Source organism: Staphylococcus sp. HMSC059F04 (assembly GCF_001812565.1).
Lineage (GTDB): Bacteria > Bacillota > Bacilli > Staphylococcales > Staphylococcaceae > Staphylococcus > Staphylococcus lugdunensis.
Window position 1 is genome coordinate 1 of record NZ_KV809470.1, and the last position, 11667, is coordinate 11667.

13 protein-coding genes are annotated in these 11667 nt (G+C 27.5%); 9 read left to right on the forward strand and 4 right to left on the reverse strand.

Annotated features, from left to right (window positions below; genetic code table 11):
• The first annotated feature begins 241 nt into the window (after positions 1-241).
• From stsA to HMPREF2864_RS07070, 8 genes are read left to right on the forward strand one after another with little or no spacing between them, the layout of a single operon-like run.
• Positions 242-394: a stapholysin S gene (gene stsA / locus HMPREF2864_RS12075; RefSeq protein WP_103284522.1), complete on the forward strand. Its 153-nt coding sequence runs from the start codon at positions 242-244 to the stop codon at positions 392-394.
• A 59-nt stretch (positions 395-453) separates the two neighbouring features.
• Positions 454-1317: an ATP-binding cassette domain-containing protein gene (locus tag HMPREF2864_RS07040; protein WP_070545410.1), complete on the forward strand. Its 864-nt coding sequence runs from the start codon at positions 454-456 to the stop codon at positions 1315-1317.
• Entirely contained in the window at positions 1314-2048 is a 735-nt protein-coding gene (locus HMPREF2864_RS07045; protein WP_002460972.1) for an ABC transporter permease, read from the forward strand. Before HMPREF2864_RS07040 ends, HMPREF2864_RS07045 begins: the two co-directional genes overlap by 4 nt.
• Before the next feature lie 11 nt (positions 2049-2059).
• Positions 2060-2353, forward strand: a complete 294-nt coding sequence (locus HMPREF2864_RS07050) for an LlsX family protein (RefSeq protein WP_070545409.1) — start codon at positions 2060-2062, stop codon at positions 2351-2353.
• Entirely contained in the window at positions 2350-3228 is an 879-nt protein-coding gene (locus HMPREF2864_RS07055) for a SagB family peptide dehydrogenase (RefSeq protein ID WP_002460970.1), read from the forward strand. Before HMPREF2864_RS07050 ends, HMPREF2864_RS07055 begins: the two co-directional genes overlap by 4 nt.
• Before the next feature lie 7 nt (positions 3229-3235).
• Positions 3236-4165, forward strand: coding sequence for a hypothetical protein (locus HMPREF2864_RS07060; protein WP_002460969.1), 930 nt, complete (start codon positions 3236-3238; stop codon positions 4163-4165).
• Positions 4152-5477 carry a YcaO-like family protein gene (locus HMPREF2864_RS07065; RefSeq protein WP_070545407.1) on the forward strand — a complete coding sequence of 442 codons (1326 nt, stop codon included), beginning with the start codon at positions 4152-4154 and terminating at the stop codon, positions 5475-5477. The genes HMPREF2864_RS07060 and HMPREF2864_RS07065 overlap by 14 nt, the downstream gene beginning before the upstream one ends.
• Positions 5478-5490: 13 nt before the next feature.
• On the forward strand, positions 5491-6066 hold the full coding sequence (locus HMPREF2864_RS07070) for a CPBP family intramembrane glutamic endopeptidase (protein ID WP_225306488.1): 576 nt from the start codon (positions 5491-5493) through the stop codon (positions 6064-6066).
• 247 nt (positions 6067-6313) lie between these two features.
• Here the strand turns inward: HMPREF2864_RS07070 and HMPREF2864_RS07075 are convergent, their stop codons facing one another.
• The 4 genes from HMPREF2864_RS07075 to HMPREF2864_RS07095 all read right to left on the reverse strand — a co-directional run bounded on the left by HMPREF2864_RS07075 (position 6314) and on the right by HMPREF2864_RS07095 (position 10733).
• Positions 6314-7417, reverse strand: coding sequence for a sensor histidine kinase (locus HMPREF2864_RS07075; protein ID WP_037544141.1), 1104 nt, complete (start codon positions 7415-7417; stop codon positions 6314-6316).
• Positions 7405-8070 carry a response regulator transcription factor gene (locus HMPREF2864_RS07080; protein WP_002460964.1) on the reverse strand — a complete coding sequence of 222 codons (666 nt, stop codon included), beginning with the start codon at positions 8068-8070 and terminating at the stop codon, positions 7405-7407. Before HMPREF2864_RS07080 ends, HMPREF2864_RS07075 begins: the two co-directional genes overlap by 13 nt.
• 669 nt (positions 8071-8739) lie before the next feature.
• The gene (locus HMPREF2864_RS07090; protein ID WP_002479171.1) at positions 8740-9855 is read right to left on the reverse strand and encodes an ABC-2 family transporter permease; all 1116 of its coding nucleotides are present in this window, start codon (positions 9853-9855) and stop codon (positions 8740-8742) included.
• Positions 9852-10733: an ABC transporter ATP-binding protein gene (locus tag HMPREF2864_RS07095; protein ID WP_070545405.1), complete on the reverse strand. Its 882-nt coding sequence runs from the start codon at positions 10731-10733 to the stop codon at positions 9852-9854. The genes HMPREF2864_RS07090 and HMPREF2864_RS07095 overlap by 4 nt, the downstream gene beginning before the upstream one ends.
• Positions 10734-11355: 622 nt before the next feature.
• Here HMPREF2864_RS07095 and HMPREF2864_RS12160 point away from each other — a divergent pair.
• Entirely contained in the window at positions 11356-11520 is a 165-nt protein-coding gene (locus HMPREF2864_RS12160) for a hypothetical protein (protein WP_176744213.1), read from the forward strand.
• The last annotated feature ends 147 nt before the right edge of the window (positions 11521-11667 follow it).

Here is an 11667-nt window from a genome sequence, read left to right on the forward strand (position 1 = left end):
GTCTTTTTTACATTGTTTAAGAACTTAATGTCCCGGACCCGCTTTTTTCTATATACATATCGAACACATAAACACAACTTTGACGGTTGATTAAATCGCATATTAACAAAATTGTAAAATTTACAAAAAATTAATATTTTAAAAATTATAATTTATTGACTTTTTAAAAACCGGATGCTAACTTTTAGTTAAATAAATAGTAATTTTACATTATTTATTATTAGGGAGAAGGAGGTGAAAAATAATGAAAATCAATAACCATTCAATTAATGGATATTCAGACATTAATAGTTCTGAAGCGATGCAATATGCAGGAGGTTGCTGCTCTTGTAGTTGTTCATGTTCTTGTAGCTGTTCATGTTCTTGTACATGTGCCTCAACAGCAGAGCAATAAATCAAAGGTGAAGCTTGGTCTATATAGATCAAGCTTTTCCAAATTTTAAAGGTGAGTATATGGAAAGTTTAATGACTATTAAGGATTTAAAGGTTGATATCAATAATAGAAAAATTCTAAACCTTAATAATAGTACTATAAATATTTATAGTGAAGATAAAATAGCACTGATTGGGAAAAATGGCGCGGGGAAAACGACTTTAATTAATTGTTTATTAAATGAGATAAATTACAGCGGCGTCATTGATAGAAAGATAAGTTCTAAAGATATAGGGATTGTTTTTCAGGAAAATAAGTATGGAGATTTAATCAAAGTACATGAATTAATTTATTTAGCAACAGCTTACAGCAAACGAAGTGAAGAATTTAAAGCATTTACAAAAGCTTTCTCTTTAGAACATCTTATAAATAAATTTGTTAAAGATTTATCCTTGGGAGAACAAAAGCGCTTAACTGTAGGATTAGTCTTAAATAAACAAAAAAAGCTATACATATTTGATGAATTAACATCTGGATTAGACTATGAAAAAAGACAAAATTTATTACAGAAAACTAAAGAAATCACCCAAAATAAAGCAGTAATTAAAATTACGCATTACTTTGATGAGGTTGAAAATTGGGCAAATAAATTAATCATATTAGATAAAGGAGAATTATTGTATTACGGGAGTATAGATCAATTTTTCTCAAAATTTTATCACTATGCGCTGATTGAAATAGTGAATCAAGAGTTAGATCATCTAGTTAGAGATGATATTGAAAATATAAATGCTGATGTATATTTTAATGACAAAATTGTTACCCACAATAAAGAGCAAATGAACGACGTTATTAACATATTAAATGAACGAAAAATAGAATTTAAAATCAACATGCAAAATATATACTCAACATATTTAATCTCAACTTTGGAGGAAATATGATAAATAAAATTTTGTTAAGCATAAAAATGCAATTTAGAGTTCCTATATCAGTGTTCTTTTCATTAATTTTTCCAATCATCATGATGTTAGTTATTATTATGTCTTATGGAAATTTTAGTATAGGAAATGGGAGACACTTTATAGATAAATATTTTTTAATTAGTACGAGTATTGGACTGCTACCGATTGCTTTTATTAGCTTTCCAATTTGGTTAAGTGAAAGCATCGAGAACGACACACTGAAACGATTAAAATATTTTGATGTAAATATTAGTAGTTTAATCGTTTCTAATATTATTTCATACTGCTTCTTAGCGATATTTAGTGTTATTTTAAATATCATTATTGGTAAAGTATTTTTCTCATTAACGCTACCAAACACGCAATATTTTATAGCCTTCTTTTTACAAATTTTTTATAACATTATCGCTCTGTTAATGATAGGAACATTTTTAGCTTTGTTAATAAGAAAGAGTAAGGTTTTATTACCTTTTGGAATGATATTGCTTTTTCTTACTTATATGATTATTGGTGTTTTTGTACAGTATGGGGAACTCCCCAATGTTTTAAAGGAAATAGGAAATTGGATACCAATCAAATATGCTACAAATGATTTTTATTCAATTTGGACAAATGAACGTATGTGGGATGTATCATTTTTAAAATTAAATTCATTGTATATCGTAGTGACGGGTGTTTTAAGTTTATGTATTTATAAGTTTAAGAAATGAGGAGAATAATGATGTTGAAGAGACAAGAAATGCGAGTGATTATTGAAATTTTAGCAGGTATTGTTTTATCTGCCATCACCACAGCCATCTCAATTTCAATAGGTTATTTTATTATCAATAAAAATGGTTATGCGCATTTTGATGTAAATTTATTAGGATTAAATTTATACAAAATACACAACCATGGCGATAGTGGAGAGCCAATTATAACGAATATTATGTTTTTAGGTGTGGCCCTGTCCATATTATTAGTAATCATTATTGAATTGCTTGTAGCAACTAAAAAAAGAGGTAAAAAGCAATGATTAATTATCAGTTAAAGGGAATGTTTAATCAGCATTCGTTATTTAAATTAAATGACGATAATATTGCAAATAATGATAATCGAAATAACTTTGCTCAAATTATTTTAGGGAATCAAGAATCAGAATCTTTAAAGTACTTATTAAATGTAAATCATCAGAGACTTAGTGATTTCAAAAGCATGTTAGCTTATAATGAATCGAATTATGCAGCTTTAGTTAATGAACATCAAATGTTGAATGAAATTAAGGATGAAGATACAAGATCACTTCCTAAAAGTGATAAGAAAATAAAAGAATCTTTTTATAATGTTTTAAATCACAGAAAAAGTACAAGGGAATTCACATCTTTTGAAATGGCTAGTAAAGAATTATCAACAATACTTAAATTTTCTTTTGGGATAGCGCCTAGAAAAGTGGAATATGGGGATATAAAAACAAGCACGCGATTTTATGCATCGGCAGGCGGGTTATATCCGATTGATATATATCTTTATATCAACAATGTAGAAGATTATGATAAAGGCATTTATTTATACCAACCGATAAGTCACTCATTATTAAAAATTGTGGCTCAAAAGGACATAAACACAGATGATTTATTAGAAGGCAATAATATAGATATCGAAAATTGTAGTTTTTTAGTCTTTTTTGGCTATAATTTTAATTCTAGTTTTTTGAAATACGGGGAATTAGCGTTATTAAATAGTTTGATAGAGATTGGTTGTATGTCGCATAATTTTGATTTAGTCATTACGTCATTAGGCTATACAGGATGCCCAATAGCAGGCTTTAAGAAAAATAATATAGAAAAATTACTTGAATTAGATCATGTTAATGAACATATACTATTTACGAATATATGTGGGAAGGAATAGTTAAGTAATGAAAACGTTTATTAAACCTAAAGATTTGTTTGTCGAAGAAAACAATAGTGAGTATATATTAAAAAAGGGATATTTACATCAACATTCAATAGCTATAGATAAAGAAGAAAGCAGCAAAAATTTTATAGACAATTTCAAAACGTTAATAGCTGAAAATCAAATAGAATTAAATGAAAATGACGATATTATAGAAGATTTTAATAAACTAACGCAATTGAATTTAATACATCAAAAAATCGATACTTTTAATAAAATTTGTATTATTACAGACAAGGCAGCCAAAGCATTTTTTAAAGATCATCTCGATCAAGTTGATGAAATATATGAGTTTAATGAAGTTTTAGAAAGACATGAAATTGAAATCTTGAATAATCAAAAAAATAATTTATCTATAAATGAAGTTGTAAAAAAACAGCAATCAAAGTTTGCAGATATGAATGTTTTTGTTATTTTATCATATGCCAATCAACCTTTTATTAAAGCGTTTAACTTTTTAACAAACTTGTTGGATATGACATATACACTTGCTTTTTATGATAATGAAAATGTATTTTTCACAAATATTCATCATGGAGAGACGGGTTGTTATGAATGCTTAGAACGACAATTAATTTCTAAGTTTCCTGGTACGATAGAAAATTATTTTGTTCCGGATGCGCAAAATCAAGGCATGTACAATCTCAAATTATACAGTTATATATTAAGTATAATGATAAATGAAATTAATAATATAGAAATTTACGGGGATTCAACGCTAATAGGGAATGTACTCCATTTTTATTTACCCACATATGAATACAACTTTAATTTCAATAAGCGTCAGTCTACTTGTTCTACATGTTCGACGATAAATAATGTTTTGTTTAAAGAGCAAAATATGAAGTCAGCAAATATTTTAAAAAGGGTGTTAGAGAATGATAACCTTTAAAAATAATTTGAATTATAATCTGTATAGACAAAACTTATTAGGTGGAAATGTAGCAGGAATATGGAAAGATAACAGCTTTTTCTTAGGATTAAATTCATATCCAATTATGAATTATCATTATGTGACGGCTCAATTTAATAATTTTGAAAAAAACTTCTTAAGTGAAGATTTCAAAGTGAATTATCATTTGAGTGGTTATGGTATTTATTATAATGAAGCACTAGCGTCATTCTTAGGAGAAAGTTCAGAAAGATATGCCTTTACGCTGTTGTATCAAAATTTAAAAGGCAAAATCATATATGCGTCACATGCACAAATTTCAGAACAACTAAAAAATACAAATAGCTTAGTACTACCTCTAGCATTAATTAATATATATTTTGAGGAAAAAGACGCCAAACATTATATTTATGACGATGACGTTATTCAATGGATTCCACTGAAATCTCTATATCATCCAGACCATGATGTTTTAGTACCTTTACAAATGCTTGTTCTATTTAATAAAACGATATTTAAAGATGAAAAACAGTTTACGAATAGCGGTGTTTCAACCGGTACAGCTAGTCATGAAACATTTGAGAAAAGTTTAACTAACTCTATTATTGAGATTTTACAAATAGATTCATATAATTTGTGGTGGTACGGAGGCATTGAAGGAAAGACGATTTCTGTAAATATTGCTGAAAAACTAAATGAATGGTTTAAACGGCCGAGCATTGTGCACAAATTTCTTGATAATTTCGATGTATCTTTTACTGATATCAGCTTTGATAAACCTATTCATGTTGTTGTCTGTGAGGTTAAATCTAAAGCTAAAGATTTAAGCTTACCTAAATATGTCGTTGGGGTTCAAGGCGATATGAACTTAGAGCAGTGTATCTATAGAAGCTTATTGGAATGTGTTACCGTGTTAGAGTATACAATGACTGAGGTTTGGAATAATACTACACATTTTAAAAATGTCACAGAAAATATTGAAAATCATCCTATTGATAATTTAGATGATAATGTTATGTATTATGCCAAATATGGTTTGAATTTTAATATGCAGAAAAGAAAAAACACCTTCCAAAATACTAAAAACGCCAATGATTTATATGAGATCATTAATGAGTTAAAACATTTAAGTCATTATGCGTGTTATTTAGATATCACACCTGTAGAATTTTATAATAAAAATTTAGTTGTCGTTAGAACATTTATACCTGAATTATTGACGATAGCTATACCATCATATCCACCTTATCTACATCCAAGATATAAAGAAATAGGAGGAATAATAAATGATATTCCTCATCCTTTGGCATAGTCTGATTGGTTTAATGTTTTTTCTAACTTGTTTTCCAGGTATATTGCTTATTTTCATTAGAAAAGTAGCGTATTTTAAATACCTAACTGAATTTTACAAGTACATTTTGGTACTTATTGTCGTATTGTTAATAGATACGTGTTTATTTTTAAGTAATACAAATATTTACTTATGTGTATCTGTTATTATCATTACACCAGTAATCGTTTATATTACAGAAAAATCATTACTGTTTAACAAAAATTTGTTCGACTTTTATAACAAAAACAGCAAATTTATTTTAAGTGTGTTACTTGCTTACCCAATACTAGAAGAATTAAATTTCCGATACTTCTTGTATTATTTCAGCTTAATATATCATTATCATTTTATTCAGTACATCATCTTATCAGTACTAACCTTTGTGTTCTCTCATTTTCTATATCAAGGAAAGTCTTCCATAGTAAAAATCTTTTTTGCTACAATACAAGCAATGATTTATTTGTATTTTAGAGATATTTTTATCAATATTATTATTCATATGATGTTTAATATATTAGTGTTCAGTAGCCAAATGAAGAAATTAAATCATTCAAGAATAATAAAGTAATAGGGAAGATTCTACGATAAAAAATGACATCTTGTCAGAATAGCTTGATATAAGCGGTCTCTTAGGTATAAACACTTAAAAAATCCCCTCATGACTTTCAAGCGTGAGGGGATTTCGTGTTATAAGTCTAAAATATATAATCGAGGGTTTGTTAAATATCCTTTGAGCTAATATTTTCAGTGACCTTCGTTAAAAAATGAACATAAAGCAGCATAAAATACGTCGTCGTTGTAACTAACTTGTTCTGTCACGTCATTTTAGATATATCCACGATAAAACTAACTTTAGCTTTATTTTCAATGTTTTCTAGAATGATTTCACTATTATATTGTTTAATAACTTCATTAGCAAAATACAAGCCTATTCCTGAGCCATTTGATGCTTTACCTTTAACGCCCCATTCTTTAGCAAATTTTAGTTCATCTTCAGTAAATTGTTTACCGTCATTAATAACTGAGAACTGCAATAAACGTTGATCTAGGCATTTGAAGTTTATACTAATTTCTTTGTTAGCATATTTCAAAGCGTTATTAATTAAGTTATCTATAACATGATATAGAATTTGATTATTTAAAAATATATGATTATGAAGTAATTTATTGTCTACTTGTATGTCCATCGTTTTATCTTTCAAAATATATTTATTATTATAGCTTTCATTGATAGTTGAGATAACCTTTTCAATATTAATTTTGTCTGAATGATTAGGTAATAACTTTACATTATTAATGTGAATTTTTATTTGATTATTAATGCGTTCAAGAGCGTTAAAGATTACTTTAGTTTCACTATTAATTTTGGATTTAATTTCTTGATTAGGCAGTTCTGAATTATTTATCTTTTTTAAAAGTTCAATGTGACCCTGCATGACAGTTAAAGGTGTTTTTAAGTCGTGTTCAAAGATTTCTAGCTTCTTTTTGAAATTGTTTTGAATCGTTAACTGATCCGCTATTCTTTTTTTAAGAAACGTATTAATGTTCTGTACTTCGTTAATCACATCATTAAATTCTTTAATATTTGTGGTTGTAACTTTCAAATCGATATCGTCGCTTTTTAAACTTTTAATAATATGATTTAAATAATCAATGTTTCTTGATAAATGCTTTTTATAAAAAAAACGGGTGAGCATATAAATAACTATTAGTGGAATAAATAAATTGATACAAATACTAGATATCGTAAAAAGGTAATGCGGTTGATGCCAGAAATCATGATATAGAGACTGTCCTATATTTGAAAATTCAAGTATATTAAGCAATAATTGTAAGACAAAAATAACGACTATACTGATGATCACAACTGATATATTTAGACGATGTAATTTTGTTTTGATACTTTCTATTCTAGCCATTTATACCCAACTCCCCACTTTGTATCTATATATTCAAAGTCACTATATTGATGCAACTTTTTCCTTATTTTTCGAATGTGTTCTGAGACAACCTGGGTATTACCTATTTTATTAAAATTAATAGAGTCATAAATTTGATCTTTGCTAAAATAAAAATTAGAATTCAAAGATAGCAGTTTTATGATTTCAAATTCTGTTCTCGTAATATCTAATAAATGGTCTCCCGCATATACGCTAAAGGTATCATAATTAATAATGAGATCTTTAGTTTTTTTAATATTTTTATTTTTGGAATAGCTATTATTTTGAGTTAAAATATTTTCAATCCTTACTATTAATTCTTCCATGTAAAATGGTTTGGCAATATAATCTTTGGCACCTAAAGAAAAACACTTAAGTCTTGTATCAAGGTTATCTTTAGCGGTCAAAAAAATAATAGGAATATTACTCTGACTAAGTGATTGAGCTACTTCAAAGCCATCAGAATAGGGCATTTTAATATCTAATATAATTAAGTGAATATGCTCATTTATTTTTTCCAAAGCTTCACGCCCATTATATGCGACAGTGGTCTTAAACCCCTCTAATTTAAGACTTTCTTGAATAAAAGAGACAATATTTTCCTCATCATCTACAATCATAATATTATACATAAGTTATCACCTTATATCGGATTATTAAAAGAAATTATTACCTATAATTAATGTACTATAAAACACAATCGCATATCTAAAAACAATTAAATTTTTACTTTTTTTGTGATATAAATCGTTATTATTGAAACTAGTATGCTAATTGAAAATTGTATTAATTTGAAATAAAACGGAAAGCCAAAGGTCTCAGAAAATAAATACATAAAACTCATATTCTTAAACCCTAGACATAATAAGAAATAAACTAAGCCAAACATATAACCAATCAAGGCATTTTTACTAATCATACTTATGAACAAACTTAACGAACCAATGAACATTGTATTTGTCAGTGCTATGAATATATCTTGTATAAATACAACATTAGAGTTACATATTTTAAAAGTTACTAAACCTATTAAAATCAGCAATATAGTGAACACAATTGTTAAAAACAGGCGTAATAACAATAAAAATCTATAATGATATCGTTTTGAGTTAATGATTAAAATCGTATTACGGGTATTATCAATTGCATATATTGTGGTAAATAAAATAATCCCAAGAAGTGTAAAAATAAGTTCAATGAATTGTGTTATTCTGTCATGGGTTAGATTGCCCACACCAAACATAAATAAACTACAAATAAAAAATATCACGCAACCAAGATAAAGCTTTGAAAGGTTAGTTTTAATTTCTAAGAAGAGTAATTTTCCCACTTCTAGTTAGCCCCTTTCTTTTTAAGTCAAATAGCCAAACACTAATTAAAAGCAAAAGAATGGCTATGAAACAATAGCTGATTCTATTAATAAGAATGTCATTTAAATGATTATAAAAGAATGAAGTATTGAAAAGTGAATTATGTCTAGGAATGAGTAAACTGCCATAATGACCTTCAACATAATTAGAACCTATATTCAAATTAATAAACCAAATGATTATTTGAATCAGGGAACCTAAATAAGAATTAAAAATCATAGTAATCAATAGTCCTAAAATAGATGCTACTAATAGAGTGGGGGTAGTCCACATAAATAAAATTTCATAAAATATAAAAATTGCCTTAATTGAAATAGGGTGAACAACCGACAAACTAATTAGGAAATAAACAGAGAATAATAGTATTGGTAAAAATGACAATATGATTAATGCCAGTACGCGTGTTAGGATTAATTTAAATGACGATATGTTTCTAGAATTTATTGTTTTAAATACATGATTCTTTCTATCTAAAAGATAAATATGAGCACCTAAAAAGAATGGGAGTATTCCTATTATTACTCCTGCAATATCAGAAAGATATCTGCTATATGCCCCGAAATAAATGTCTTTGTTTTTGATCATCTTCTTCTCCATTGAAAAATCTTCTTTACTCATTTGTTTAGTCCCAAATAAATATAAATTTTTTTCGGAATAATTAGATCCCCATCCTATTTCATGAGAAACCTTGTTAGAGTAGTATTTGAATCTCTTAAAATCTTTAGAATTTTCCATGTTTTTTATAGAGGTTTTGATTTTATCTAATTTATCTTTATTTAATTTCTTTTGTTTCAAGAAGCCAAACTGATACACTTTGAAGTTATTGCTGTGTAACTCTTTTTTTAAGTTATCTATCGCATTTTTCATGATTACTTTATTATTTGTAGTGTAAGTAGTCATAGATTTTGGTTGATAAATATCAGAGTTAATATTTTTATCAATCACTTGGTTACAGTTAACAAATACGAAAAAAATAACGAGAATACAGTAAAAAATAAAAATTTTACTAAAAAGTAGTTTCTTTATTTCTATCAAGAATAGATTCATCTTTTACCTCCTTGATTCATTTTTAAAAAATACATATAAGCATCTTCAAAGTCTTGTTTAACTTTTCTAGTTCCTTCAAGATTTGATTCTGATACAAATCTGACTTTTAGTAGATGCTCATATTCTTGTATTTTTGTAATAAAAATATTATTTTTTTTCAGTTGATTTAGTTTTGAAGGGGAGATAGTAATCTCATAAACTTTATTGTCACTAAGCTCAATTAAATTCTTAATCGATCCTTTATAAGCGATTACTCCTTTGTCTAGGATAGCGATATTTTCACAGGTTGATTCAATATCACTCACTATATGAGTAGAAATGATGACAATTTTATCTTTAGCTAGATTGGATAATAAATGACGCAAACGTACCCTTTCTTCAGGATCAAGTCCTGCTGTAGGTTCATCTACTATAAGTACCTGTGGATTGTGAATAATTGCTTGCGCGATACCTAATCTTTTTTTCATACCTCCTGATAAACTTTTAACTTTTTTATTTTGATGTTCTACAAGATTAACTTTTTCTAATGATGCAGCAACGTTTATTTTTAAATTGGCTTTAGGAATTCCAGATAAAAATCCTAAGTAATACAATGTTTCTTTTACTTTCATATTCGGATAAAAATCAAAATCTTGAGGTAAGTAACCGATCATTTTTCTAATTTGTTTCGTTTGAGTTAAAGAAATATTATTAATTTCTATAGTTCCACTACTTTGTTGAAGAATGGTTGAAAGCATATTCATTAAAGTCGATTTACCAGATCCATTTCTCCCTAAAATCCCAAACATACCATTTTTGATTTCAAGGTTAATATTTTTAAGTGCATACGTTTTACCGTCATATGTTTTATTTACATCTTTAATCACTATATTGTTCAATATGACCGCCTCCTTTAACTTCAAGTTATCAAAAAGAAATCAAGAAAATATCAATAATATGAATGTCACAAAAAAGACACTTATGAATACTTGGGCAAAATAAGCAAAAATGAAAAATAATTGATACGCTCAGATTGAGGTGATTGAATGTATTATGAAAAAAGTGGGAAAGAAGCATATTTTAAAAACAAAGTTAAAGGGATCAGTAAGAAAACTGTAGCATTAGATATTACAAACATTCATTTGGAGACCAGATAACTGGCTGTATTTAAGCGGTTATTAAAACAGAAAGTTGGATTAATCAACAAGTGAAAGAATATACTGAGCTACTGCTTAGATATGAGTAAATTCACGAGATTATGGATAGTGAATGATTTTATTATATTGTTTATGTGATTTATATAGGGGTAATTTTTTAATGAATAATAATATAGTTGGAGACATTAAATTACTTGAGAATAACAAAGGCACTGCACTCAGAGCGAACTGGGAAAAATGTGCTGAACTTGGTGGTGGAATTGCTAAATGGTGTTGGTTACGGAGCTATTGGTGCAACACCCGTCAGTGTAGGAACTGGATCTGCGATAGGTGTTGTGTCTGGAGAAATGGGAGGAGCTACTAGTTGTTTCGATTAAAAAAAAGTAAATCAATTTTATTGATGATTTTTGGTATTCCTTTAGCATGTTTTACATTGCCATTTATCATTGGGGTATTTTCTTTGTTCTTTATTTTTCCACCGTTATTTTTATTATTTTTGAATTTGTTTGTATTTAATGAAGAAAAATAAATTAAATATGAGAAATCTAATTATTTGTTAGGATTTGAACTATATATTGGCAGTAGCTGACTGGATTGAAAATACGCTTAGGCCATGTTTTTTCAATCCTAGTCAACCTTGCCAGAGCGGGACTACGAATTCATTGTGAATTCTGTC

Bases quoted from the DNA above. Each gene is read 5' to 3' on its own strand.
- HMPREF2864_RS07040 (WP_070545410.1), top strand. From the start codon at position 454: ATGGAAAGTTTAATGACTATTAAGGATTTAAAGGTTGATATCAATAAT.
- HMPREF2864_RS07045 (WP_002460972.1), top strand. From the start codon at position 1,314: ATGATAAATAAAATTTTGTTAAGCATAAAAATGCAATTTAGAGTTCCT.
- HMPREF2864_RS07050 (WP_070545409.1), top strand. From the start codon at position 2,060: ATGTTGAAGAGACAAGAAATGCGAGTGATTATTGAAATTTTAGCAGGT.
- HMPREF2864_RS07055 (WP_002460970.1), top strand. From the start codon at position 2,350: ATGATTAATTATCAGTTAAAGGGAATGTTTAATCAGCATTCGTTATTT.
- HMPREF2864_RS07060 (WP_002460969.1), top strand. From the start codon at position 3,236: ATGAAAACGTTTATTAAACCTAAAGATTTGTTTGTCGAAGAAAACAAT.
- HMPREF2864_RS07065 (WP_070545407.1), top strand. From the start codon at position 4,152: ATGATAACCTTTAAAAATAATTTGAATTATAATCTGTATAGACAAAAC.
- HMPREF2864_RS07070 (WP_225306488.1), top strand. From the start codon at position 5,491: ATGTTTTTTCTAACTTGTTTTCCAGGTATATTGCTTATTTTCATTAGA.
- HMPREF2864_RS07075 (WP_037544141.1), bottom strand. From the start codon at position 7,417: ATGGCTAGAATAGAAAGTATCAAAACAAAATTACATCGTCTAAATATA.
- HMPREF2864_RS07080 (WP_002460964.1), bottom strand. From the start codon at position 8,070: ATGTATAATATTATGATTGTAGATGATGAGGAAAATATTGTCTCTTTT.
- HMPREF2864_RS07090 (WP_002479171.1), bottom strand. From the start codon at position 9,855: ATGAATCTATTCTTGATAGAAATAAAGAAACTACTTTTTAGTAAAATT.